Here is a 23,536-nt window from a genome sequence, read left to right on the forward strand (position 1 = left end):
CGGGTCGTCCCGTCAGCCGAGCTGTTCCCGCACCGCCTCGACGTCGATCAGCGACCACACCTCCGCGATCCGGCCCTCCGCGAAGCGGTAGAACACGTGCTCGGCGAACGCGACGCGACGCCCGTCGACGGCCACGCCCCGGAACTCACCCCGCGGCGTGCAGTCGAACCACAGCCGTGCCGCCACCTCGTCGCCCTGCACCACCAGCCGGTCGACCACGAACGCGAGGTCGGGGATCGCCGCGGCGTCGTCGGCGATCATCCCCGCGTACTGCGCCCGCGTCATCGGCGCGCCGTTGTAGGTCAGGGAGTCGTGGACGTACGCCTCGAGGTCCTCGAACCGCCGCTCGTCCAGGCAGGCCAGGTAGGCGCGGTAGACGTCGTCGATCACTTCCGCCGCACGAGGTAGGTGTCCATGAGCCAGCCCTTGCGCTCCCGGTGCGTGGCGCGCGCCGCCAGGATCTCGGCCCGGACGTCGCCCACCCGCCCCGCGATCAGCACCTCGTCGGGCGTGCCGACGTAGGCGCCCCAGTAGACGGTGGCGTCGTCGGGCAGGTGGTCGAGGCCGTGGTCCTTGGCGCTGTCGAGCATGACGACGAGGTCGGCCTCGCCGGAGTCGACGCTGTCGTCGAGCACGCGGCGGGCGGGGGTGATCGTCGCGGCGCGGGCGGTGCGCGTGAGCGTCGTGCGGTGGGCCGCCGCCAGCACCGTCGGCGCCCCCAGCCCGGGCACGACCCGCCAGTCGAGCGCGACCCGTCCACGGGCGTCGAGGCGGTGCAGCATCTCGACGGTGCCGTCGTAGATCGCCGGGTCGCCCCACACGAGCAGGGCGCACGAGCCGCCGTCGGGCACCTCGTCGAGCAGGGTCTGCTCGTAGAGGGCGGCGCGCTCGTCACGCCAGCGCTCGGTGGCGCCCTCGTAGTCGGGAGATGTCCGGTCGCGGACGGCGTCGTCGCGCTCGACGACGCGGGCCTGCGGGGCGAAGCGCTCGACGATCTTCGCCCGGATCGTCGTGAGCTCGTCCGCGGGACCGGGCTTGTGCAGCAGCACCACCACGTCCACGCCGCCGAGCGCCTCGACGGCGTCGAGCGTCAGCTGCCCCGGGTCGCCGAGGCCGATCCCCACCACCTGCACGGTTCGCACGGGGACGCACGTTCTCACGGAGCACTCGCCGGTGCCGGTGTGACGTCCACCGTCACCGGCACCGTGACGATCCGCCAGTCCCGCTGGACCTGCACCCAGAGCTGGTAGCGGCCCGCCCGCGCAAACGTGTGCTCGAAGGAGATCCGCGGCCCGTACGTGCCCGCCGGGCCGGGCGCGCTCATGTCGTGGACGTGGCCGAACGCCGACGCGGGGTCCATCGGGTCCGGCGTCCCGCCGAGCCCGGGGCCGAGCACCATGAGGTGTCCGGCCATGCCCAGCCAGCGCTGCAGGTCGGTGACCTGACCGCCGCCCGCGCCGAAGGTCGCCGACACCGTCGTCGGGCGACCCGCGACGGCCTCGGGCACCGCGACGTCGACCTGCATCCCGCCGACCTCGCGGACGCCCGGGCCGGGCGCGGGCGCGGCGGGCGCCGGAGCGGGGCCCGGGACGTCGAACGCCGTGCGCGCCACCTGGTGCCCGCCGTCGCCGGCGCGCTCCATCTCGGCGAACACCCCGTAGCGCCCGGCGGTGCCCGGCGTCAGGCGCACGACGTAGTGGCCGGGGGCGGTGCGGACCGGGTGCACGTGGTCGAGCGACCCGTCCGGACCCATGACGGCGAGGTGGATGAGGGCGTCGTCGTGGATCGCGAGGTCGTCGACGACCGCGCCCGTGGACGAGTCGGTGAGGTCGAGGGCGAGGTCCGTCGGGGCGCCGGCGGTCGGCGGGCTCGTGGTGCTCGCGGTGGCGACGACGCTGCCGCTGGTCATGGTGGCCGTGGTCATCGGCGTCGGGGCCGGCGCCGCCCCGCCGTGCCCGGCGTGGCCGCCGGCGGGCGGGGCGATGATCGGTGCTGCGGCGGGCGTCGGGGCCGGTGGCGTGGGCGTCGAGGACGGCGCGGTGGCCACCGCCGTCGCGGCGATCGTGATCCCGACGAGCGCGACCGCCCCGAGCCCGAGCGCGAGCCGGGGCCGCCGGCGCACGCTCGGGGCGAGGGCCGCGACGAGCGCGACGACGCCGACCAGCGCGCCGATCCGGACCGCCCACACCCACCCCGGGGTGGGCACGGGCGCGGCGACGGTGACCGGGACGCGGGCGGTCGTGGTGCCGTCGGCGACGGTGATCTCCCAGGCGCCCGGGCCGTCCGTGGTGAGCGCGACCTCGTGCGGCTGCCCGACCGGCGCCACCGGCACGGGCACCGCGTTCGCGGGCTCGCCGCCGGGGCGCACCGCGGCGAGCACGACCTCGCCGGGCGGCGCGTCGCCGCGCGGGAGCACGACGACCGGCATCCGGCCCCCGCCCTCCGGCGGCGCGGTGATCGTCAGGGCGAGCTCGCGGGCGCCGAGGTCGAGCTCGATGCGCTGGACGCCGGTGGGCGTCGACTCGTGCGCGAACGCCGCCGGGGCCAGCAGCGCCGCCAGCGCACCCAGCAGGACGAGCAGCACGCCCACCCGGCGAAGTCCGATCACGGGCACACCGTAAGGCCGCAACACCTCATCGGTCAGTGAGATGAGGCGCGCAAGATCGCCCCGGGTGCTCCGGAGACCCCGTGAGATCGGGTCGACAGAGCACCGGGGGCGATCACGGCGTCCCGACGACGATGCGTCCCCGACGGCGCAATCCCCCTGCTCCGTAACGCTCAGCGCATTCCTCCGATCCCTTCCAGGACGACATGCCGGTCGGGGAGCTTCGGGGAGACATCGTGGCGACGACGCTGGAGACGGACACCCCGTCCGAGGACTCGGACGAGACGAGGTCCATGACCCCCGGCAAGCGCCTCGCGATCTCGGCGTTCGTCGTGCTGACCCTGCTGGGGATGGTCGCGGCCACGGCCCCGCCCTCGGCGATCAAGAACGGTCTCGTCGACCTGACCCGGCCGTACCTGCTCGCGACCGGCCTCGACCAGTCGTGGGGCGTGTTCGCGCCCAGTCCGCCCCGCACCACGAACGACGTCGTCGCCCGCGTCGACCGGGCCGACGGCACGGTCGGCGTCTACCCGATGCAGGGCGGCAACGGGGTGACCGAGTACTGGGACTACCGCTGGCGCAAGTACGGCGAGCAGTTGTGGAAGAAGAAGACCGCCGAGCGCGAGCGCGTGGCGTTCGCCGGATGGATCGCCGACGAGGATCGCGCCGGCGGACACCAGCCGGTCCGCGTGACGCTGCTCCGAGCCTCGCGGGTGAACCCTCCGCCTGGGAGTCCGACACCCGACGAGGGGCCCGCGACGGACGTCCCGTTCTTCTCGACGCCGGTGGGTGGGCGATGACCGCGCCGTTCACCCGGCTCCGCGACGGGTGGGATCGCTTCTGGTTCGCGCCCCGTTCGACCGCTCCCGTCGAGGTCTTGCGCATCGGCTTCGGCCTCGTGGCCACGGTCTGGATGCTCTCGCTCGTCCCGGTCCTCGATCCCTTCTTCGGCAACGGCGGCGTCATCCCGACGCGGATGGAACTGCCGTTCGGGGGCTGGACTCTGTTCACGCTGGTCCAGGGCTCCCCGCTGATCTGGGTGCTGTGGCTGGCAGGCCTGCTCGGTGCCGTGGCGCTGACGGTCGGGTTCCAGACGCGCGTCGCCGCCCTGGCCGTCTTCGTCGTGATGATGTCGGTGACCCGCACGGCGCCGCTCGCCTTCAACGCCGGGGACGGGCTGATCCGGCTCGTCGCCTTCTACATGGTGCTCATGCCGGCGGGCTCGGCCGCCTCGGTGGACCGGTGGCGTGCCGATCCGGCCGGGATGTGGACCTTCCCCCATCGCGCGCCCTGGGCCCTGCGCCTCGCCCAGATCCAGCTCAGCGTCATCTACATCTCCACGGTGTGGGAGAAAGCGGGTGGCGCCCTGTGGCGGGACGGCACGGCGGTGTCTTACGCCGTGCGCATCGGGGAGGTCAGCCGCCTGCCGGTGCCGTCCTTCGTCACCAACTCGCCGCTGTTCGCGGAGCTGGCGACCTACGGCACGCTCGCCGCGGAGCTGGCCATCGGCATCCTCGTCTGGAACCGGGCGGCGCGGCCCTGGGTGCTCGCTCTCGGAGTGCTCCTGCACCTCTCGATCGAGCTCACCCTCGCCGTCGGCTTCTTCAGCTCCACGATCGTGACGCTGTACCTCGCCTTCCTGCCGCCGGAGCGCGCCGAGCAGGTCCTGTGGTGGGCCCGCAACCGGGTCTGCCGCCTCATCCGGCGTCACCCGCCGGAGCCCTCGGAGCGATCGGTGCCCGTGGCCCGCGGGCCGGTGGAGGCTGGGCTGGCTCCGGTCGCGGTCGGCGCCGGATCGCCGGAGCTCGAGAGAGTCGAGGGCCGCTCGGCGGAGAGTGACGACGGCCAGGGGACGAAGACGCTGTCGGACGCCTGAGCTAACGCTTTCGTCACGACGCTCCCAGTGAGTAACACCGAACGGGTGACAGGCGACACGTGATCGTCGGCGGGGCGACGGTCAGCGCGGATCAGGCCGGCACGGGCCGGGGACGGGAAGAGGGCATGAACAGTCAGGACAAGGGGCGCCGGCTCCTGGTGCTCGGAGCCGGGGTGCTGCTCATCGGCTCCCTGGGCGTGGGATCGGCGTCCGCGACCGACTACGACGGCGGCAACACCTGCGTCTCGGTGTCGACGTATCACCACCCCCACCACGGTGACGGCTCCAGCGACAACAGCACCGACAGCTCCACCGACAGCAGCACCGACAGCAGCACCGACAGCAGCACCGACAGCGCGACCGACCCCCTCGACCCGCTCGACGGTGTGATCGACACCGTCACCGGCATCGTCGACGGCGTCGTCGACACGGCGACGTCGGGCGCCACTTCCGGCGCGACCTCGGGCTCCACCTCGGGCTCCACCTCGGGCTCGACCGCCGGCTCCACCTCGGGCTCCACCTCGGGCTCGACCGCCGGCTCCACGTCCGGCTCCACGTCCGGCTCCACGTCCGGCTCGACCGCCGGCTCCACCTCGGGCTCGACGTCTGGCGCCACGTCGGGGTCGACCTCCGGCATCCCGATCCAGGACACCGGGCTCGGCGGCGGCTCGGGCGCCGGGGTCCTGAACCTCCGGGCCGAGCCGGCCACGGACTCCGGCTCGGGCAGCGGCAGCGCCGACTCCGACCTCGACGAGGGTCCGAACTCCCTCACGACGACGGACGAGGGCGAGGGCTACGACTCGGGCTACAGCGGCGGCTCCGGCTACCACCACGGCGGCTACAGCAGCACCGTCTGCTACTTCAACAGCTCGGTGAACCACTACTGGTACGACTACCGCCCGGTCGGCGAGGTGCACGCGACGCAGGTCAAGCGCGTCCCGTCCGGCGGCGTGGACACGGGCAACTGATCATGCCGCTCACCGACAAGGACTCGGACCAGAAGTCCGGGATCTCGATGACCAACGTCTCGATCGGCCTGATCGTGATCCTGGTCCTCCTGGCCCTGGTCGTCGGGGCGAACTCGTCGGGACCGGCGGGGTTCGGCGCGCCCGCTCCGCTGGCCGCGTCGACGCCGACGCGGGTGACGGTGCCGTCGATCTCGGCGGAGTCGGACCTCGTCGCGACCGGCCTCAAGGAGGACGGCAGCCTCGCGGTCCCGCCGGTGTCGCAACCGATGCAGGCGTCCTGGTTCGACCAGAGCCCCTCGCCGGGTGAGGTCGGGCCGAGCGTCATCCTCGGTCACGTCAACGGCGGCGGGCAGCCCGGCATCTTCGCGAACCTGAAGGACGTGGTCGCCGGCGCCCAGGTGTTCGTCGACCGCGGCGACGGCCAGCGGGCCGTCTTCGAGGTGTCGCGGGTGGAGACGATCCCGAAGGACTCGTTCCCCACCGACGCGGTCTACAACGACACCGCCAACCCGCAGCTGCGGCTCATCACCTGCGGCGGGGACTACGACCGGAGCGCCCGGTCGTACCTCTCGAACGTCATCGTGTACGCCGACTTCGTCGAGGTGCAGAAGATCTGACGGATCCCGCGGGACCCGGCCTCACCGCCGGGTCCCGCGGTGCCGTAACCGGGCGGCGCGGGCCGCCTCGACCATCGCCCGCAGGGTCGCCTCGACCTCCTCGTAGCCGCGGGTCTTGAGCCCGCAGTCGGGGTTGACCCAGAGCCGGTCCCCCGGCACGACGCGCTGCGCCTCGGCGATCAGCGCGGCGATCTCCTCGCGCTCGGGCACGCGCGGCGAGTGGATGTCGTAGACGCCCGGTCCGACCCCGCGCGAGTAGCCGATCGCCTCGAGGTCGGCCAGCACCTCCATCCGCGAGCGCGCCGCCTCGATCGTCGTCACGTCGGCGTCGAGGCCGTCGATCGCGTCGATGACGTCGCCGAACTCGGAGTAGCAGAGGTGCGTGTGCACCTGGGTCTCCTCCGACGCCCCGCCGGTCGCCAGCCGGAAGGACCCCACGGCCCAGTCGAGGTAGGCGGCCCAGTCGGCACGGCGCGGCGGGAGCAGCTCGCGCAGGGCGGCCTCGTCGACCTGGACGATGCCGATGCCGGCGGCCTCGAGGTCGGCGATCTCGTCGCGCAGCGCCAGCGCCACCTGGTCGGCGGTCCGGCCGAGGGGCTGGTCGTCGCGCACGAACGACCAGGCCAGGATCGTCACCGGGCCGGTCAGCATGCCCTTCACCGGCTTCGACGACAGCGACTGCGCGTAGCGCGCCCAGTCGACCGTGATCGGCTCCGGGCGCGAGACGTCGCCGTGCAGGATCGGCGGACGCACGCACCGCGAGCCGTAGGACTGCACCCAGCCCAGCTCGGTGGTCGCGAAGCCGGGCAGGTTGTCGGCGAAGTACTGCACCATGTCGTTGCGCTCCGGCTCGCCGTGCACCAGCACGTCCAGCCCGATCGCCTCCTGCAGCCGGATCACGCGCTCGATCTCCGACCGCATGCGGCGGGTGTACTCGGCGTCGTCGATGCGCCCGTTCGCCCAGTCGGCGCGGGTCCGGCGCACGTTCGGGGTCTGCGGGAAGGACCCGATCGTCGTGGTGGGCAGCGGGGGCAGCCCGAGGCGTTCCTGCTGGGCCTTCGCGCGCACCAGGTACTCCGGGCGCTCCCGGTCGCCCGGCGCGACGGCCGCGACGCGCGCCCGGACGGCCTCGTCGACGGCGACCGCCGCCGACCCCGCGGCGTCGGACGGGCGCGTGCCGGACCGCAGGGCCTCCCCCAGCGTCACCACCTCGTCGAGCTTCTGGCGGGCGAACGCGAGCCGGGCGACGACGGTCGGGTCGAGCGTCGACTCGACGGTGACGTCGTAGGGCACGTGCAGCAGCGAGCACGAGGTCGAGACGGCGAGGTCGCCGACCGAGCCCAGCAGCGTCGCGGCCCGCGACAGGGCACCGGCGAGGTCGGCCCGCCACACGTTGCGGCCGTCGACGAGCCCGGCGACGACGGTCTTCTCGCGCAGGGCCGGCAGCGCCGGCACGCGGTCGGCGAGCTGCGGGGCGGTCACCAGGTCGAGGGCGATCCCGTCGACGCGGCTGTCGGCCACCTCGTCCAGCGCCGGGCCGGGGTCGCCGTAGGAGAACGTGACGAGGATGCGCGGACGGTCGGGCGTGCCCGAGAGGCGGTCGTGGGCACGGCGCAGGGCGGCCAGCTCCTCGTCGCCGCGGTCGGCGACGAACGCCGACTCCTCGAGCTGGACCCACGCGGCGCCGGCGTCGGCCAGCTTCGCCAGCAGCTGCGCGTACACCTCGACGAGCTCGTCGAGCCGCGCCAGCGGGGAGAAGCCCTCCGGCGCCTCGTCGGCGGCCTTGGCCAGCAGCAGGTAGGTGACCGGGCCGACGAGCGCCGGACGGGGCGCGGTCACCCCGGCGGCCACGGCCTCGCGCACCCGCTCGACGGGCGTCTCGTCGGCGAGGCGCAGCGGGGTGTCGGGCCCGATCTCGGGGACGAGGTAGTGGTAGTTCGTGTCGAACCACTTCGTCATCTCCAGCGGCGCGGCCGTCGCGGTGCCGCGCGCCATGGCGAAGTACTCGTCGAGTGCCGTGCCCTCCCGGCGCCCGTGCGGACGGAACCGCGGCGGGACGGCGTCGACCATCGCCGTCACGTCGAGGACGTGGTCGTAGTACGAGCCGGAGATCGGCTGGGAGTCGAGGCCCGCGAGCTCCCGGTAGGTCCGCGCCCGCAGGTCGGCGGCGACCTGCGCCAGCTCGTCGGCGCTGCTCGCGCCCTTCCAGTAGGCCTCGAGGGCCTTCTTCAGCTCGCGGCGGGGGCCGATGCGGGGGTAGCCCAGGACGGTGGCCCCGATGGGGCCGGACAGTGCACCTGACACAGCTCTTCTCCTCGTCGAGCGGTGGGGCTCGCGAGGTCGCGCAGGTGGGTGACGGCACGCCGGCACGCCGGGATGCGACGGGTCCGCCCGCGAGACCCCGCTGCCGCGCGTGCCGGATCTCGACACGCGCACCGATGGCAGGTCTTCGGACTCGCGGGCGTGGCGCGGGTGCGCCTCCTACTGGCCGTCGCTTCCCAGGCTCTCGCCCAGTGCTCCTGACGGCGGTCGTTCCCACTCACCGCTGCGGGGCAGTCCCGGAATCACACCGGGTTCCCTGTTGCCACCCGGACCGCCCGCGAGGACGGACCGGGAACCACCAGCGCCGCGACCCTAACCCGCGATCACCCGATCTCCCTGTGGTGGCGGTCACCGCGGGACGATCTCCCGCATGCCCGGCGACACCGACCTCGACCGTCTGCTGGCCGGCATGGAGCCGCTCCTGCACCCGCGCCGCTACGTCTTCGTCAGCGATCTCCCCGACGGGGTGGAGGCGCTCGCGACGATCCGCGAGGACGAGGGGCTCTCCGCGATCGTGACGGCCGCCGACGCCGAGACCCACGGGCTCGCCGGCGCGTTCCCCTGCGCCGGCATCACCCTGCGCGTGCACTCGGCGCTCGACGCCGTCGGCTTCCTCGCCGTGATCACCCGCGCGCTCGCCGACGCCGGGATCGGCACCAACCCCGTCGCCGGCTTCCACCACGACCACCTCTTCGTGCCGTGGGAGCGCCGCGACGACGCGATGGCGGTGCTGCGGGCTCTCACCAGGTCGTAGAAACCCGGACCGGGCGGCGTCAACGACGCGTCAACGCGGGCTCCCGGCGTCCCGGAGGAGCGCACCGTCGGCGGTCGGTGCGCCGCCACGGAGGCGGCGCTCGACGAAGGGGAGCCCCGGTGCTCGACGTCCTCTACGCGGGCGTGGTGATCGCGGTGTTCGCGGTCCTCCTGCTCGCCGTCCGCGGGCTGGACCGATCGTGACCGCGGACCTCCTCGGAGCCGTGGTCGCCCTCGGCCTGCTGATCTACCTCGTGGTCGCCCTGCTGCGTCCGGAGCGGTTCTGATGGCCGGGCCCACAGCAGGACTAGCGCAGGTCGCCGTCCTGCTCGTGCTGCTCGCGGCGGCCTGGCGCCCGCTCGGGGACTGGATGGCGCGCGTCTACACCAACGAGTGCGACTGGGCGATCGAGCGTGTCCTCTACCGGGTCGTGCGTGTCGACCCGCGCTCCGAGCAGCGGGCGAGCACGTACGCCGTCGCGGTCCTCGCGTTCTCGTTCGCCGGCGTCGTCCTGCTCTACCTGCTGCAGCGGCTCCAGACACTGCTGCCCTGGTCCTTCGACCGCGGGGCGGTGGAGCCCGGCGTCGCGTTCAACACCGCGATCTCGTTCGTCACCAACACCAACTGGCAGTCCTACGTCCCCGAGACGACCATGGGCCACGCCGTCCAGATGGCCGGCCTGACGGTGCAGAACTTCGTGTCGGCGGCGGTCGGCATGGCGGTCGCGGTCGCGCTGGTCCGCGGGTTCGTCCGCAGCCGCACCGACCGCCTCGGCAACGCGTGGGTCGACATCGTCCGCGGGTGCACGCGGGTCCTGCTGCCGATCGTCGCGGTGGCCGCCGTCGCGCTCGTCGCCACGGGCGTCGTCATGAGCCTGCGCTCGGACGTCGGCACGAGCGCGATCGCCCCGGTGGCGTCCCAGGAGGCCATCAAGCAGCTCGGGACCAACGGCGGGGGCGTCCTCAACGCCAACTCCGCGCACCCGTTCGAGAACCCGACGCCGCTGTCGAACCTGTTCGAGATCTTCCTGATGCTCGTCATCCCGGTGGCGCTGACCAGGACGTTCGGGAAGCTCGTGGGCTCGACGCGGCAGGGCGTCGCGCTGCTCGCCGTCATGGGCGGGCTGTGGGCGGCGATGCTCGCGGTGATCTGGACGGCGGAGGCGGCGAGCCCCTCGTCCGCCGGCGCGAACCTCGAGGGCAAGGAGCTCCGGTTCGGCATCCCGGGCTCGGCGCTCTTCGCGAACTCGACCACCGGCACGTCGACGGGCGCGGTGAATTCCCTGCACGACAGCTTCTCGGCGTTCGGCGGCGGTGGGGCGCTGCTGAACATGCTGTTCTCGGAGATGACACCGGGCGGCGTCGGGACCGGGCTCTACTCGATCCTCGTCGTCGCGGTCGTCGCCGTCTTCCTCGCCGGGCTCATGGTCGGCCGCACCCCCGAGTACCTCGGCAAGCGCCTGGGGCGTCGCGAGGTCACGTGCGCGGTGGTCGTCACGCTGACGATGCCGGCGCTCGTGCTGCTCGGCACCGGCCTGGCGGTCGCGCTGCCGGGCACCGCCGACGCGATGACGAACGACGGCCCGCACGGCCTGAGCGAAGTGCTCTACGCGTACGCCTCGGCGGCGAACAACAACGGCTCGGCGTTCGGCGGCCTCACGGTGACCAGCGGGTTCTTCCAGACCACGCTCGGGATCGCGATGCTGCTCGGCCGGTTCCTGCCGATCGTCGCCGTGCTCGCGCTCGCCGGGCTGCTCGCCCGTCAGCCCCGGGTCGAGCCCGGCCCCGGCACCTTGTCGACCGGTACTCCCCTGTTCTCCGTGCTCGTCGCCGGCACCGTCGTGCTGGTCGCGGCGATCACGTTCCTGCCCGCCCTGGCCCTGAGCCCCCTCGCGGAGGGACTGGCATGACCGCCGTCCTGGAACGTCCACAGACCACCGGCCGCCCCGTCGGGGCCGGGACCTTCCGGCCCGCGCTGCTGCTGGAGTCGCTCCCGACGGCGCTGCGCAAGCTCGACCCACGCCACCAGGTGCGCAACCCCGTGATGTTCGTGGTGTGGGTCGGGTCGGTCGTCGTCACCGTCGCGGCGATCGTCGACCCGAGCGTGTTCGCGTGGTCGATCGCGGTGTGGCTGTGGTTCACCGTGCTGTTCGCGAACCTCGCCGAGGCGGTCGCCGAGGGTCGGGGCCGGGCGCAGGCGGATGCGCTGCGGGCGACGCGGACGGACACGGTGGCGCGGCTCGAGGACGGGCGCGAGGTGGCCGCGACCGAGCTGACCCTTGGCGACCGCGTCGTCGTCGAGGCCGGGCAGACGATCCCGGGCGACGGCGAGATCGTCGAGGGCATCGCGACCGTCGACGAATCGGCGATCACCGGCGAGTCGGCGCCGGTCGTGCGCGAGTCCGGTGGGGACCTGTCGTCGGTCACCGGCGGCACGACCGTGCTCTCCGACCGCATCGTCGTCCGGATCACCGCGCGGCCCGGCGACTCGTTCGTCGACCGGATGATCGCGCTGGTCGAGGGCGCGCAGCGACAGAAGACGCCGAACGAGATCGCGCTGACGATCCTGCTCTCGGCGCTGACGATCGTGTTCCTGCTGGCCGTGGTCACGCTGCAGCCGATGGCGACGTACTCGGGCGGCCCGCAGTCGCTCGTCGTGCTCGTCGCCCTGCTGGTGTGCCTGATCCCGACGACGATCGGCGCGCTGCTCTCGGCGATCGGGATCGCCGGGATGGACCGGCTGGTACAACGCAACGTGCTCGCCACGTCGGGGCGCGCGGTGGAGGCCGCCGGCGACGTGTCGACGCTGCTGCTCGACAAGACCGGGACGATCACCTACGGCAACCGGCGCGCGACGTCGTTGCACCCCCTGCCCGGGGTGGAGGTGGCCGAGCTGGCGGCGGCCGCACGCCTCGCGAGCCTCGCCGACACGACACCGGAGGGGCGGTCGATCGTCGAGCTCTGCGCGTCGGCCCACGGGCTGGCGCCCGAGGCGACGGCTGCCGAGGCCGCGGCCGCGTTCGTGCCGTTCAGCGCGACCACCCGCATGTCCGGGGTGGACGTCGACGGTCGCGAGGTCCGCAAGGGCGCGACGTCGGCGGTGATCGCGTGGCTCGGGGACGACACCGACCGCGCCCGGCTCGAGGCGATCAGCACCGAGATCGCGGAACGCGGCGGCACCCCGCTGGTGGTGGCCTCCGGCCACGTGAGTGATCTGGGTCGTCATGACGACCCAGATCACTCACGTGCCTACGGCATCGTCGAGCTCTCGGACGTCGTGAAGCCCGGGATCGCGGAGCGGTTCGGCGAGCTGCGGGCCATGGGCATCCGCACCGTCATGATCACCGGGGACAACCCGGTGACCGCGCGGGCGATCGCCGCCGCGTCCGGGGTCGACGACGTCCTCGCCGAGGCGACGCCCGAGGACAAGCTCGCGCTCATCCGCCGCGAGCAGGCCGGCGGGCGCATGGTCGCGATGACCGGCGACGGCACCAACGACGCGCCCGCCCTGGCGCAGGCCGACGTCGGCGTCGCGATGAGCTCGGGGACGGCGGCGGCCAAGGAGGCCGGCAACATGGTCGACCTCGACTCCGACCCCACCAAGCTCATCGGGGTCGTCGAGGTCGGCAAGCAGATGCTGATCACCCGCGGCGCGCTGACCACGTTCTCGCTGGCCAACGACCTCGCCAAGTACTTCGCGATCCTGCCCGCGATGTTCCTGGCGATCTTCCCGCAGCTCGGGGCGCTGAACGTCATGCGCCTGGCGACGCCGGAGTCGGCGATCCTCTCCGCGGTCGTCTTCAACGCCCTGGTCATCGTCGTGCTGATACCGCTGGCGCTGCGCGGTGTGCGCTTCCGGCCGTCGAGCTCCGACCGGCTGCTGCGCCGCAACCTGCTCGTCTACGGGCTCGGCGGCGTCGCCGTCCCGTTCCTCGGCATCTTCCTCATCGACCTCGTCGTCCGGCTCGTGCCGGGGATCGGCTGACCATGACCACGCTCCTCGAGCCGGAGAAGACGAACGCGGTGACCGGCGGGCAGGTCCGCCGCCAGCTCGCCGCCGCCGTCCGGGTCCTGCTCGCCCTCACCCTGCTCCTCGGCGTCGTCTACCCCGCCGCGATCTGGGGCGTCTCGCGCCTCCCGGGCCTGCACGCGAACGCCGAGGGATCGCCGGCGCTCATCGGCGTCGACCCCGTGCCGGCGGACCCCGCCGCCGACCCCTGGTTCCACACGCGCCCCTCGGCGGCGGCCGGCCCGGCCGTCTCGGGCGGCTCGAACCTCGGCCCCTCCTCGGCGGACCTCGCCGCCGCCGTGGAGGAACGCCGCGCCGCGATCGCCGCGCGCGACGGCGTCGACCCGGCGACCGTCCCGCCGGACGCCCTCACCGCCTCGGCGTCCGGGCTCGACCCCGACATCTCCCCCGCCTACGCCGCGCAGCAGGTCCCCCGCGTCGCCCGGTTCACCGGCCTCCCCGAGGACCGCGTGCGCGCGCTCGTCGCCGACGCCACGCACGGGCGCACCCTCGGCGTGCTGGGTGAGCCGCGCGTGAACGTGCCGGAGCTCAACGCCTCGCTCGGTGCAGGATGAGGAGGTGACCGAGGGACGGGGTGAGCTGCGCATCCACCTCGGCGCGGCCCCGGGGGTCGGCAAGACCTACGCCGCGCTGAACGAGGCCCGCCGCCGCCTCGACCGGGGCACCGACGTCGTCGTCGGGCTCGTCGAGACCCACGGGCGCGCCCGCACCGCCGCGCTGCTCGAGGGACTCGAGGTGCTGCCGCGTCTCGTCCTGCACCACCGCGACACCGAGCTCACCGAGCTCGACGTCGACGCCGTCCTCGCCCGCGCCCCCGAGGTGTGCGTGGTCGACGAGCTCGCGCACTCCTGCGCGCCGGGCTCGCGGCACGCCAAGCGCTGGGAGGACGTCGAGGAGCTGCTCGCCGCCGGCATCGACGTGATCTCGACGGTCAATGTCCAGCACCTCGAGTCCCTCGGCGACGTCGTCGAGCGCATCACCGGCGTGCGCCAGCGCGAGACGATCCCGGACGCCGTGGTGCGCGCGGCCGACCAGATCGAGCTCGTCGACATCACGCCCGAGGCGCTGCGCCGGCGCATGGCGCACGGCAACATCTACGCGCCCGAGAAGATCAACGCCTCGCTCGCCCACTACTTCCGCACCGGCAACCTCATCGCGCTGCGCGAGCTCGCGCTGCTGTGGGTCGCCGACCAGGTCGACGTCGCCCTGCAGCGCCACCGCCACGACGAGGGCACGAACGAGGTCTGGGAGGCCCGCGAGCGGGTGGTCGTCGCGGTCACCGGCGGCCCCGAGAGCGCGACGGTCCTGCGCCGGGCGGCGCGGATCGCCCGCCGCGCGGGGTCGGCGGACCTGCTCTGCGTCCACGTGCTGCGCGGGGACGGGCTGGTCGGCGGCGGCGCGGGGGTCGGGCTGCGCCGGCTCGCCGAGGACGTCGGCGCCTCGTTCCACACGGTGGTCGGTGACGACGTCCCGGCCGCCCTGCTCGACTTCGCCCGCGCCGCCAACGCGACGCAGCTGGTGCTCGGCACCTCACGGCGCTCGCGGTGGGCGCGCGCGGTCGACCCCGGGATCGGCGCCCGCACGATCGCCGCGTCCGGGAGCATCGACGTCCACCTGGTCACGCACGCCGAAGCCGGTCCCGCGCCGCGGCGACGGTGGTCGGTGCCGGCACGACGTCACGCCTTCGGCTGGCCCGCCGCGGTCCTGCTCCCGGTGCTCGCGACCGTCATCGGCGTCGTGCTGCGCGAGTCGGTCGACCTGTCCACCGACGTCGTGCTGTTCTTCCTCGCCACGGTCGTCACGGCGATGATCGGCGGCCTGGCGCCGGCGCTGGTCGCGGCGCTGGGCGGCGGCGTGCTGCTCAACGTCTTCCTGACCCCGCCGCTGTACACGCTGTCGATCTCCCAGCCGGAGAACGCGTTCGCGATCGGGGCGATGGTGGTCGTCGCGCTGCTCGTCGCCGCCGTCGTCGACCGCGCCGACCGCCGCGCGGCGCAGGCCACGACGGCGCGCGCCGAGGCGACGCTGCTGACGTCGTTCGCGCGGGTCGTGCTGTCGCGGTCGGACCCGCTGCCCAAGCTGCTCGAGCGGGTGCGGGAGGCGTTCGGGCTGGCGGCCGTGGCGCTCATGGAGCGGGACAGGACCGAGTGGGAGGTCACCGCCTGCACGGGCGAGGCGCCCTGCCGCAAGCCGTCCGAGGCCGACGTGGACGTCGAGATCGACGAGGGCGTGCACCTCGTCGGCACCGGCCGCACGCTGACCGCGCCGGAGAGCGCGCTGTTCGCGACGGTCAGCGGGCAGGCGCTGCTCGCCCTGCGCAACCGGCGGATGGCGGCCGAGGCCACCGACGCGCAGCGCCGCGCCGACGCCGCGGGCCTGCGGACCGCGCTGCTCTCGGCGGTCGGGCACGACCTGCGCACCCCGCTGACCGCGATCAAGGCCGCCGCGGGCAGCCTGCGCGACCCCGCGCTGCCGATGTCCGCGACGGACCGGGCCGAGCTGCTCGCCACCGTCGAGGAGTCCGCCGACCGCCTCACCGGGCTCGTCGACAACCTCCTGGACTCCTCGCGCCTCGCCGCCGGCGGCGTCACGCCGGTGAGCGCCCCGATCGGTCTGGACGAGGTGGTCGCCGCGGCGCTGGCGGGCGGGCACGTCGACGTCGACCGGGTGGCCGTCGAGGTCGCGGAGGACCTGCCCGACGTCCTCGCCGACGCGGGGCTCGCCGAGCGGGTCGTCGCCAACCTCGTCGACAACGCGCTGCGCCACGGGGGCGACGGGTCGGTGGCGGTCCGCGCGAGTGCCTACGCCGACCGTGTCGAACTGCGCGTCGTCGACGCCGGGCCGGGCGTGCCCCGCAAGGCGCGCGACCGCCTGTTCGCCCCGTTCCAGCAGCTCGGCGACCGGCGCGCGGCCACCGGCGTCGGGCTCGGCCTGCACGTGGCCCGCGGGTTCACCGAGGCGATGGGCGGCACCCTCGACGCCGAGGACACCCCGGGCGGCGGGCTGACGATGGTGCTGGCGCTGCCGGCGGCGCCCCGAGCGGCGGTGATCGTGTGAGCCGCGTCCTCGTCGTCGACGACGACCCCCACCTGCGGCGCACGCTGCGCATCAACCTCACCGCGCACGGCCACCACGTCGTGCTCGCCGCCGACGGGTCCGCGGCCCTGCGCGCGGCGGCCGAGCACCCGCCGCCCGACGTCGTGATCCTCGACCTCGGGCTGCCCGACATGCCCGGCCTCGAGGTCCTCGAGGGCCTGCGGGGCTGGAGCGCGGTGCCGGTGATCGTGCTCTCGGCGCGCACCGACTCCGCCGACAAGATCGCCGCCCTCGACGCGGGCGCCGACGACTACGTCACCAAGCCCTTCGGGGTCCCCGAGCTGCTCGCCCGGCTGCGGGCCGCCGTGCGCCGGGCCGCGGTGGTGACGCCGGACGGCGCGCCGGTGGTCGAGACCGCGAGCTTCACGGTCGACCTCGTCGCGAAGAAGGTCGTGCGCGACGGCGCGGAGGTGCACCTCTCGCCGACGGAGTGGGGCGTGCTCGAGCACCTCGCGCGCCACCCCGGGATGCTCGTCACCCAGCAGCAGATCCTGCGCGAGGTGTGGGGGCCGGCGTACGGGACCGAGGGCCACTACCTGCGTGTCTACCTCGGCCACCTGCGACGCAAGCTCGAGCCCGACCCCTCGCGGCCGCGGCACCTGGTCACGGAGGCGGGGCGGGGGTACCGGTTCGAGGTGTGAGGATCAGGACGGCCGTGATCACGAGCAGCACGGCGAGCCCCACGAGGACGGCCGTCAACGAGACGATCCCCAGCAGCAGGCCGACGATCGCCGGGGCCATCACGGCGGCCGTCGCCCCGACCGCGACGACGACCGTCAGCGCCTCGCCGGAGCGTTCCGGCTCGATCTCGGCGGTCCAGACGGCGAGGACGGCGGCGCCGCCCATGATCCCGGGCGCGTAGATCGCCGCCGCGACGAGCGCCACGATCCCCGAGCCCGCGCCGGTGCCGAGCACGACCAGCGACGCCCCGAGGAAGAGCAGGCAGGCGGCCGCGACGCGGACCGTGCCGAAGCGCGCGCACCAGCCGCCGATGCCCAGCCCGACGAGGCCCACGACGCCGACCAGCGCGTAGAGCGTCGGCGCCCAGCCCGGGGCGAGCGCGGCGCGGCGCAGCATGTCCGCGGCCCACGTGAAGAACGTGGTGACGCCGACGTGGAACGCGACCGAGTAGGCCAGCGGCACCCCGAGCCCGCGCAGCGCGATCCGGCCCGCGCGCCCGACCGGTGCCGGCGGCAGGCGCGGCGTCCAGCGCAGGTTGAGCAGACCCGTCGCCGCGGACGCGAGCCCGATCGCCACCCACACCAGGCGCCAGCCGGGGACGCCGATCGCCCACAGCCCGACGACCCCGGACACGACCAGGCCCGCGCTGGTCCCGGTGCTGATGATCGCCAGCGCGCGGGGGCGGGCCGGCGCGTCGACGACCACGGCCGCGAGGTCCGAGTACGCCGCCCACACCCAGCCCGCGGCGCTGCCGGCGAGCACCACGCCGACCGCCAGCACCAGCGGTGACGTCGCTCCGGCGGCCAGCGCCCCGCCGACCAGCCCGCACACGCTCCCGACCGTCGTCGGCGCCCGCGGGCCGAACCGGCGGCCGATCACCGGCGCGAGGAGCAGCCCGGCGAGGTAGCCGGCGAACGACCCGGACGCGATGAGCCCGAGGACGGCGTCGTCCAGACCACTGCTCGACAGCGACGGGTCCGCCCGCAGCGACGGCAGCGTGAGCCCGAACGCGTACCGGCCCATGCCGTAGGCGACGCCCACGACCGCGGCGCCGGCGACGGTGAGGCGGAGGGCCGGGGAGCGCACAGGGGTGATCGTGCGGCACAGCTGGGCCACAGGTCGACCACACCGAGCGGACAGCGCGCCCTCCGATGCTCGACGTCATGACCGCAGCCGAACCCACCACCTCGTTCACCGCCCCCGGGCCCGTCACGAAGGCCGCGCGCACCGTGTCGGCGAAGATCGCCGCGCTGATCGGCGTCGTCGCGTTCCTCGTCGGCCTGGGCGTCTCGATGCTCGTGGGCCCGCTCGGCGGCCCGCCGGACGGCGCCGCGGGCGGTCCCGGCGGCACGCCGCCCGGCGCCTCGACGAGCCAGAGCACGGGGACCTGACGACTACTGGCTGGTATCTCTCGCCCAGCGAGAGATACCAGCCAGTAACCCGTTCGGGGGCGCGCCCGGGAACTCGCGCGCGGGCCGGTCCGTTGTCGCGGTTGACCGGTTCGACCACCCCGACGAGGAGACCATGAGACGCCGCCGCCGGCGACGACATCGACGGACCGCCACGGGTGCCCGCCCGTGACCGAAATCCTGCTGCTCCTCGTGGCGGCGCTGCTCGTCCTCGCGTGCGGGGTGTTCGTCGCCGCCGAGTTCGCGTTCGTCGGCGTCGACCGCGCGACCGTCGAGCGCGAGGCCGAGCACGACCGCCGCTCCCGGGGCGTCCTGTCCGCCCTGCGCTCGCTGTCCACGCAGCTCTCCGCCGCCCAGCTCGGCATCACCGTCACCAACCTCGCCATCGGCTTCCTCGCCGAGCCGGCGATCGCGCGCCTGATCACCCCGCCGCTCACGTCGCTCGGCCTGCCCGAGGGCGCGGCGTCGGCGGTGTCGCTGACCGTGGCGCTGGTGCTCTCGACGGCGCTGACGATGATCTTCGGCGAGCTCGTCCCGAAGAACCTCGCGATCTCCCAGCCGCTGCGCACCTCGCGTGCCGTGCAGGGCCTGATGCGCGGGTTCACCACGGTGACGCGCCCGCTGGTGCTGCTGCTCAACAACACGTCCAACGTGCTCGTGCGTGCCGTCGGCGTGGAGCCCACCGAGGAGCTCGCGTCGGCGCGCTCGGCGGAGGAGCTGTTCTCGCTGGTCCGGCGCTCGGCCGACCAGGGCACGCTGCCCGGCGACACGGCGGCGCTCGTGCAGCGCACGCTCGCGTTCACCGAGCGCCACGCCGCCGACGTCATGACCCCGCGCGGGGCGATGGAGACCCTGGCGCCCGCCGACACCGTCGCGACGATGCTCGAGCGGGCCGCGGCGACGGGGCGCTCACGCTTCCCCGTGATGAGCGACGAGCCCGGCGTCGTCCAGGTCCGCGACGCCCTCGGGGTCGCCGACGCCGACCGCGCGAGCACGCCGGTCGCCATCCTGGCCCGCCCCGTCGAGGTCGTGCCCGAGACCGTCGACCTCGACCGCCTGCTGACCCTGCTGCGCGCCCGCGACGTGCAGCTCGCGCTCGTCGTCGACGAGTACGGCGACCTCGCGGGCCTGGTCACGCTCGAGGACCTCGTCGAGGAGATCGTCGGCGAGGTCCGCGACGAGCACGACCCCGGCACCCCGCCCGGCGAGCGCCTAGGCGACACGACCTGGCGCGCCGACGGCCGGTTGCGGCCCGACGAGGCGTCGGCGCTGCTCGGCTGGGCGCTGCCGGAGTCGCCGGAGTACGACACGCTCGCCGGCCTGCTCGCCGAGCACCTCGGGCGCGTGCCCGCCGAGGGCGACACCGTGACCGTCACCGCCACGCGCGCCGGCGACGAGCTGGGCGAGGTCGAGGAGCGCCCGGTCCGCCTCACCGTCGAGGCCACCGAACGCTGGCGCGTCACCGCGATCCGGCTCGACCTGGAAGCGGTGACCGCATGAGCATCGGGGCCGGGATCGCCACGGCGGTCGTGCTGCTGGCGGTCAACGCGTTCTTCGTGGGCGCCGAGTTCGCCCTGATCTCCGCCCGCCGCGCCTCGCTGGAGCCGCGGGCGGCGACGTCACGGGCCGCGCGCGTCACCGTGCGCGCGATGGAGAACGTCTCGCTGATGATGGCCGGCGCGCAGCTGGGCATCACGATCTGCTCGCTGGGCCTCGGCGCCCTGGGCGAGCCCGCGGTCGCCGCGGCGATCGAGCCGGCATTCGCCGCGCTCGGCCTGCCCGAGGCGGCCGTGCACCCGGTGGCGTTCGCGATCGCGCTGCTCATCGTGGTGTTCCTCCACGTGACGGTCGGCGAGATGGTGCCGAAGAACATCGCGCTCGCCCTGCCCGACCGCGCGGCGCTGGTGCTCACCCCGCCGCTCGTGGCGATCGTGACGGTGCTGCGCCCGTTCCTGTGGGTGCTCAACGGCCTCGCCAACGTCACGCTGCGGGCGATGCGCGTCGAGCCCCGCGACGAGATGGCCAGCGCGTTCAGCCGCGACGAGGTCGCCGACCTCGTGGAGCAGTCGCGCGCCCACGGCCTGCTCGACCGGGACGAGGCGGCGCTGGTGCACGGCGCGCTGGGGTTCTCGGAGGCGACGCTCGCCACGGTCGCCGTCGACGACGTCGTCACCGCGCGTCCGGACGCGACCGTCGCCGAGCTGGAGGCCCTGGCGCACGCGCGGGGGTTCTCGCGGCTGCCGCTGCGCGACGAGCGGGGCTGGCACGGCTACGTGCACGTCAAGGACCTGCTGGGCCCGCCGGCGCCGCCGCGCGACCGGCCGGTCCCCGGGCGTCTCGTGCGCCCGCTGACCACGCTCGCCGCCGACACCTCGCTGGCCGACGCGCTGGCCGGGATGCGGCGCAGCGGCTCCCACCTGGTGCTCGTGGGCGACGGGGACGCCGAGCCCGGCAGCGTCGTGGCCCTCGACGACGTGCTGGCGGCGCTGGTCGGCGACATCCACCACGCCGGGGCGCGCCCCTAGGAGGCGGGCGACTTCACGGCCAGCACGGGCACGTCGGCCTCGAGCAGCAGGCGCTGGGCGAGGTCGCCGAGCATCGCCTTGCCGAGCGGCGAGCGGCGGCGGACGCCGACGACGAGCAGGTCGACGTCGGCGTCGGACTCCAGGGCCTCGAGCACGGCGTCGCCGTCCTCCACGCCGAGCAGGCGGTCGACGACGGTGGCACCGTCGGGGGCGGCGAGGGGGCCCGCGCGCAGGTTGAGGGCCACGACGCCGGTGGCACGGCGCTCACCCTCGGCCACGGCGACGTCGAGCGCCGCGGTGCCCTGGGGGTCGTCGGTGACCGCGACCAGGATCGTCATCGCGGTGTCATACCCCCTCCGACCGGTGGTCACTCAGGGGAACGTCCGCGCGCAGCACACGGGCGAACGGGCGTCTGTAGTGTGTGATACAGACGACAACCTGTCCTGAACCGGACACTCCGTGTGCCCGTACGAATGTTCAGGAGGCTCCGTGACCAGCAGTGACGCGTCGACGACGAGCAGCTCGCCACCGCCGATGCGCCGCATCGCGATCGCGAGCATGACCGGCACGGTCATCGAGTTCTACGACTTCTTCATCTACGGCACCGCCGCCGCGCTCGTGTTCAACAAGGTCTTCTTCCCGTCGCTCGGCGCCGCGGCGGGCACCGCCCTGGCGCTCGCGACGTTCGGTGTCGCGTTCGTCGCGCGCCCGTTCGGGTCGGTGCTCTTCGGCCACTTCGGCGACAAGCTCGGCCGCAAGAAGACCCTGGTGACCACGCTGCTGCTCATGGGGCTCTCGACGCTGGCCATCGGCGTGCTGCCGACCACCGGCACGATCGGGATCCTCGCCCCGATCCTGCTCGTCGTGCTGCGGATCCTGCAGGGCCTCGCGGTCGGCGGCGAGTGGGCCGGCGCCACGCTGCTCACCGCCGAGAACTCGCCGGGCAAGACGCGCGGCAGGTACGCGCTCTTCCCCCAGCTCGGCCCGTCGCTGGCGTTCGCGCTGGCCAGCGCGACCTTCCTCACCACCGCGCTGACGATGAGCAACGAGGCGTTCCTGGCCTGGGGCTGGCGGGTGCCGTTCATCGCGAGCGTGCTGCTCGTCGCCGTCGGGCTCTACGTGCGCCTCGCGATCACGGAGACCGCCGCCTTCAAGTCCCGGGACAAGAACGTGAGCACGCGCATGCCGGTGGCCGAGGTGCTCAGCACCCACCTGGGCCGGGTGCTGCTGGGCGCCGGGTCGACCATGGCGGTGTTCGCGTTCTTCTACATCGGCGTCACGTACCTGACGAGCTACGGCACCCAGAACCTCGAGCTGCCCCGCACGACCGTGCTCGCGATGGGCATCATCGGCGGCCTGGTGTTCGCCGCGACGACCATTGCCGGCGCGATCCTGTCCGACCGCGTCGGACGTCGAAGAATGATCATCATCGGCAACAGCCTGTCCGTGGTCGGCGGCCTCATCGCCTTCCCGATCCTCGACATCGGGACGGGATGGGCGTTCGGTCTCGGGCTGTCCGTCGTGCTCGGCGTCGTCGGCCTCGCCTACGGGCCCCAGGGGGCGCAGCTGCCGGAGCTCTTCCCGACCCATTACCGCTACACCGGTGCGGGCATGGCCTACAACCTCGCCGGCGTCCTCGGCGGCGGTGTCGTGCCGCTGATCGCCACCGCCCTGGTCGCGTCGCTCGGGTCGAGCCTCGCCATCGGCATCCTGCTCGCCGGCCTGTCGGTCGTGAGCCTGCTATGCACCATCGCGCTGCCCGACACCGACGCCGCCTCCATCAGCCTCGCGAGCGAGCCGGCGGCGGCCTGAGGAACGCCGACCGGGAGACCGGCGCCTGCTTCGTCCCTTTCGGCAGGCGCCGGTCCGGCTCTACCCTGCCCGGACCGCCCCGACCCGGCGGCCGGTGACGTCTCAGGGGAAGGGGGCGCCCGTGACCCGCAGCACCAGCACCGCCGTCCCGACCCCGACGGTCTCGCCGTTCCTGCTGGCCGAGACCGGGGCCGTCAGCCGCCGGATCGAGGCGCTCGGGGTCGCGCGCACCCTGCGCACCGGCGAGCACCTCTACCGCCAGGGCGACACGTCGGCGACCTTCCACGTCATCGTCCGCGGCCGGGTCCGCATCCACATGGTGCGCCCGGACGGCACGGTCCGGGTCATCTCGTGGGCCGAGCCGGGCGCGAGCCTCGGCGAGGGCCCGTGCTTCGACGGCGCCCCGCACCCGGTCACCGCGGCCGCCGTGGTGCCGACCGAGATCCGCTCGATCGGGCGCGACGCGCTCATCGAGGCCGCGCGGGAGGACCCCGAGCTGCTCGTCGAGGTCGTCCGGCGCGTCGCCCACAAGCAGCGGGTGCTCCACCTGCACGTCTGCCTCGACGGCCTGCCCGCCCGCGAGCGCGTCGCGCTGCTGCTCGGACACCTCGTCGAGGCCTACGGCGAGGGCGCGCTCGGGGCCCCGACGACACAGGCCCGCCTGAGCGTGCGCCCGCCGGTCGACGAGCTGGCGCTCATGGTCGGCCTGACGCGGGTGACGACGAGCCGCGAGCTCTCGCGCCTCGTCGCCGAGGGCGTGCTGCGCAAGGACGGCCGCAGCATCGTGGTCCGGGACCTGCCGAGCCTGCGGCGCCGGGTCGACGCGGTGGCGGTCTGAGCCCC

At 74.2% G+C, this 23,536-nt stretch carries 23 protein-coding genes and 1 riboswitch; of the genes, 17 read left to right on the forward strand and 6 right to left on the reverse strand.

Annotated features, from left to right (window positions below):
• Positions 1–12 precede the first annotated feature (12 nt).
• Genes EV188_RS07470 through EV188_RS07480 form a run of 3 tightly spaced genes read right to left on the reverse strand, consistent with a single transcriptional unit; the run spans position 13 to position 2,608 of the window.
• Positions 13–390: an ester cyclase gene (locus EV188_RS07470; RefSeq protein WP_208114059.1), complete on the reverse strand. Its 378-nt coding sequence runs from the start codon at positions 388–390 to the stop codon at positions 13–15.
• A complete protein-coding gene (gene cobF, locus EV188_RS07475; protein ID WP_166659771.1) occupies positions 387–1,142 on the reverse strand; it encodes a precorrin-6A synthase (deacetylating) in 756 nt (251 codons plus the stop codon). Before cobF ends, EV188_RS07470 begins: the two co-directional genes overlap by 4 nt.
• A 14-nt stretch (positions 1,143–1,156) precedes the next feature.
• Positions 1,157–2,608: a hypothetical protein gene (locus tag EV188_RS07480; protein WP_133825639.1), complete on the reverse strand. Its 1,452-nt coding sequence runs from the start codon at positions 2,606–2,608 to the stop codon at positions 1,157–1,159.
• 233 nt (positions 2,609–2,841) lie between these two features.
• On the opposite strand from EV188_RS07480, the gene EV188_RS31415 reads away from it, so the two are divergent.
• The 4 genes from EV188_RS31415 (at position 2,842) to EV188_RS07495 (ending at position 6,066) form a co-directional block, all read left to right on the forward strand.
• Entirely contained in the window at positions 2,842–3,405 is a 564-nt protein-coding gene (locus tag EV188_RS31415) for a hypothetical protein (protein ID WP_166659772.1), read from the forward strand.
• Positions 3,402–4,481: an HTTM domain-containing protein gene (locus EV188_RS31420; protein ID WP_166659773.1), complete on the forward strand. Its 1,080-nt coding sequence runs from the start codon at positions 3,402–3,404 to the stop codon at positions 4,479–4,481. The genes EV188_RS31415 and EV188_RS31420 overlap by 4 nt, the downstream gene beginning before the upstream one ends.
• 125 nt (positions 4,482–4,606) lie before the next feature.
• A complete protein-coding gene (locus tag EV188_RS07490) occupies positions 4,607–5,449 on the forward strand; it encodes a hypothetical protein (protein WP_133825641.1) in 843 nt (280 codons plus the stop codon).
• 2 nt (positions 5,450–5,451) lie between these two features.
• The gene (locus EV188_RS07495) at positions 5,452–6,066 is read left to right on the forward strand and encodes a class F sortase (protein WP_243741540.1); all 615 of its coding nucleotides are present in this window, start codon (positions 5,452–5,454) and stop codon (positions 6,064–6,066) included.
• A 21-nt stretch (positions 6,067–6,087) separates the two neighbouring features.
• On the opposite strand, the gene metE is transcribed toward EV188_RS07495, so the two are convergent.
• A complete protein-coding gene (gene metE, locus EV188_RS07500; protein WP_133826283.1) occupies positions 6,088–8,358 on the reverse strand; it encodes a 5-methyltetrahydropteroyltriglutamate--homocysteine S-methyltransferase in 2,271 nt (756 codons plus the stop codon).
• Positions 8,359–8,489: 131 nt separating this feature from the next.
• Positions 8,490–8,703: riboswitch (cobalamin riboswitch) on the reverse strand.
• A gap of 55 nt (positions 8,704–8,758) precedes the next feature.
• Between metE and EV188_RS07505 the strand changes: the two genes are divergently transcribed.
• From EV188_RS07505 to EV188_RS07535, 8 genes are all read left to right on the forward strand, one after another.
• Positions 8,759–9,142: an ACT domain-containing protein gene (locus EV188_RS07505; RefSeq protein ID WP_133825642.1), complete on the forward strand. Its 384-nt coding sequence runs from the start codon at positions 8,759–8,761 to the stop codon at positions 9,140–9,142.
• A 77-nt stretch (positions 9,143–9,219) separates the two neighbouring features.
• A complete protein-coding gene (locus EV188_RS32910) occupies positions 9,220–9,345 on the forward strand; it encodes a hypothetical protein (protein WP_279536707.1) in 126 nt (41 codons plus the stop codon).
• Complete coding sequence (gene kdpF / locus EV188_RS07510) at positions 9,342–9,428, forward strand: K(+)-transporting ATPase subunit F (protein WP_279536717.1); 87 nt, start codon at positions 9,342–9,344, stop codon at positions 9,426–9,428. Before EV188_RS32910 ends, kdpF begins: the two co-directional genes overlap by 4 nt.
• Complete coding sequence (gene kdpA, locus EV188_RS07515) at positions 9,428–11,050, forward strand: potassium-transporting ATPase subunit KdpA (RefSeq protein WP_133825643.1); 1,623 nt, start codon at positions 9,428–9,430, stop codon at positions 11,048–11,050. The genes kdpF and kdpA overlap by 1 nt, the downstream gene beginning before the upstream one ends.
• Positions 11,047–13,125 carry a potassium-transporting ATPase subunit KdpB gene (kdpB, locus tag EV188_RS07520; RefSeq protein ID WP_133825644.1) on the forward strand — a complete coding sequence of 693 codons (2,079 nt, stop codon included), beginning with the start codon at positions 11,047–11,049 and terminating at the stop codon, positions 13,123–13,125. Before kdpA ends, kdpB begins: the two co-directional genes overlap by 4 nt.
• A gap of 2 nt (positions 13,126–13,127) precedes the next feature.
• The gene (locus EV188_RS07525) at positions 13,128–13,724 is read left to right on the forward strand and encodes a potassium-transporting ATPase subunit C (RefSeq protein ID WP_133825645.1); all 597 of its coding nucleotides are present in this window, start codon (positions 13,128–13,130) and stop codon (positions 13,722–13,724) included.
• A gap of 4 nt (positions 13,725–13,728) precedes the next feature.
• Positions 13,729–16,227, forward strand: a complete 2,499-nt coding sequence (locus EV188_RS07530; RefSeq protein ID WP_279536708.1) for a sensor histidine kinase — start codon at positions 13,729–13,731, stop codon at positions 16,225–16,227.
• Entirely contained in the window at positions 16,224–16,907 is a 684-nt protein-coding gene (locus tag EV188_RS07535; RefSeq protein WP_133825647.1) for a response regulator, read from the forward strand. Before EV188_RS07530 ends, EV188_RS07535 begins: the two co-directional genes overlap by 4 nt.
• Here EV188_RS07535 and EV188_RS07540 read toward each other — a convergent pair.
• Positions 16,870–18,033 carry an MFS transporter gene (locus tag EV188_RS07540; protein WP_208114060.1) on the reverse strand — a complete coding sequence of 388 codons (1,164 nt, stop codon included), beginning with the start codon at positions 18,031–18,033 and terminating at the stop codon, positions 16,870–16,872. The genes EV188_RS07535 and EV188_RS07540 overlap by 38 nt on opposite strands.
• A 77-nt stretch (positions 18,034–18,110) precedes the next feature.
• Here EV188_RS07540 and EV188_RS07545 point away from each other — a divergent pair, with 77 nt between their 5' ends.
• The 3 genes from EV188_RS07545 to EV188_RS07555 all read left to right on the forward strand — a co-directional run bounded on the left by EV188_RS07545 (position 18,111) and on the right by EV188_RS07555 (position 20,881).
• The gene (locus EV188_RS07545) at positions 18,111–18,338 is read left to right on the forward strand and encodes a hypothetical protein (protein ID WP_133825648.1); all 228 of its coding nucleotides are present in this window, start codon (positions 18,111–18,113) and stop codon (positions 18,336–18,338) included.
• Positions 18,339–18,524: 186 nt separating this feature from the next.
• Positions 18,525–19,856, forward strand: a complete 1,332-nt coding sequence (locus EV188_RS07550; RefSeq protein ID WP_133825649.1) for a hemolysin family protein — start codon at positions 18,525–18,527, stop codon at positions 19,854–19,856.
• Entirely contained in the window at positions 19,853–20,881 is a 1,029-nt protein-coding gene (locus EV188_RS07555) for a hemolysin family protein (RefSeq protein ID WP_133825650.1), read from the forward strand. The genes EV188_RS07550 and EV188_RS07555 overlap by 4 nt, the downstream gene beginning before the upstream one ends.
• Here the strand turns inward: EV188_RS07555 and EV188_RS07560 are convergent.
• Positions 20,878–21,219: a universal stress protein gene (locus EV188_RS07560; protein WP_133825651.1), complete on the reverse strand. Its 342-nt coding sequence runs from the start codon at positions 21,217–21,219 to the stop codon at positions 20,878–20,880. The genes EV188_RS07555 and EV188_RS07560 overlap by 4 nt on opposite strands.
• 151 nt (positions 21,220–21,370) lie before the next feature.
• Between EV188_RS07560 and EV188_RS07565 the strand changes: the two genes are divergently transcribed.
• On the forward strand, positions 21,371–22,693 hold the full coding sequence (locus EV188_RS07565) for an MFS transporter (protein WP_243741541.1): 1,323 nt from the start codon (positions 21,371–21,373) through the stop codon (positions 22,691–22,693).
• A 121-nt stretch (positions 22,694–22,814) separates the two neighbouring features.
• Complete coding sequence (locus tag EV188_RS07570) at positions 22,815–23,531, forward strand: Crp/Fnr family transcriptional regulator (RefSeq protein WP_133825652.1); 717 nt, start codon at positions 22,815–22,817, stop codon at positions 23,529–23,531.
• Positions 23,532–23,536 lie beyond the last annotated feature (5 nt).

This window comes from Actinomycetospora succinea, assembly GCF_004363095.1.
Classification (GTDB): domain Bacteria; phylum Actinomycetota; class Actinomycetes; order Mycobacteriales; family Pseudonocardiaceae; genus Actinomycetospora; species Actinomycetospora succinea.

Coding starts and splice junctions, on each gene's coding strand:
- EV188_RS07545 (WP_133825648.1), top strand. CDS start 18,111: ATGACCGCAGCCGAACCCACCACCTCGTTCACCGCCCCCGGGCCCGTC.
- kdpA (WP_133825643.1), top strand. CDS start 9,428: ATGGCCGGGCCCACAGCAGGACTAGCGCAGGTCGCCGTCCTGCTCGTG.
- EV188_RS07560 (WP_133825651.1), bottom strand. CDS start 21,219: ATGACGATCCTGGTCGCGGTCACCGACGACCCCCAGGGCACCGCGGCG.
- EV188_RS07555 (WP_133825650.1), top strand. CDS start 19,853: ATGAGCATCGGGGCCGGGATCGCCACGGCGGTCGTGCTGCTGGCGGTC.
- kdpB (WP_133825644.1), top strand. CDS start 11,047: ATGACCGCCGTCCTGGAACGTCCACAGACCACCGGCCGCCCCGTCGGG.
- EV188_RS07505 (WP_133825642.1), top strand. CDS start 8,759: ATGCCCGGCGACACCGACCTCGACCGTCTGCTGGCCGGCATGGAGCCG.
- EV188_RS07490 (WP_133825641.1), top strand. CDS start 4,607: ATGAACAGTCAGGACAAGGGGCGCCGGCTCCTGGTGCTCGGAGCCGGG.
- EV188_RS07525 (WP_133825645.1), top strand. CDS start 13,128: ATGACCACGCTCCTCGAGCCGGAGAAGACGAACGCGGTGACCGGCGGG.
- EV188_RS07495 (WP_243741540.1), top strand. CDS start 5,452: ATGCCGCTCACCGACAAGGACTCGGACCAGAAGTCCGGGATCTCGATG.
- EV188_RS31420 (WP_166659773.1), top strand. CDS start 3,402: ATGACCGCGCCGTTCACCCGGCTCCGCGACGGGTGGGATCGCTTCTGG.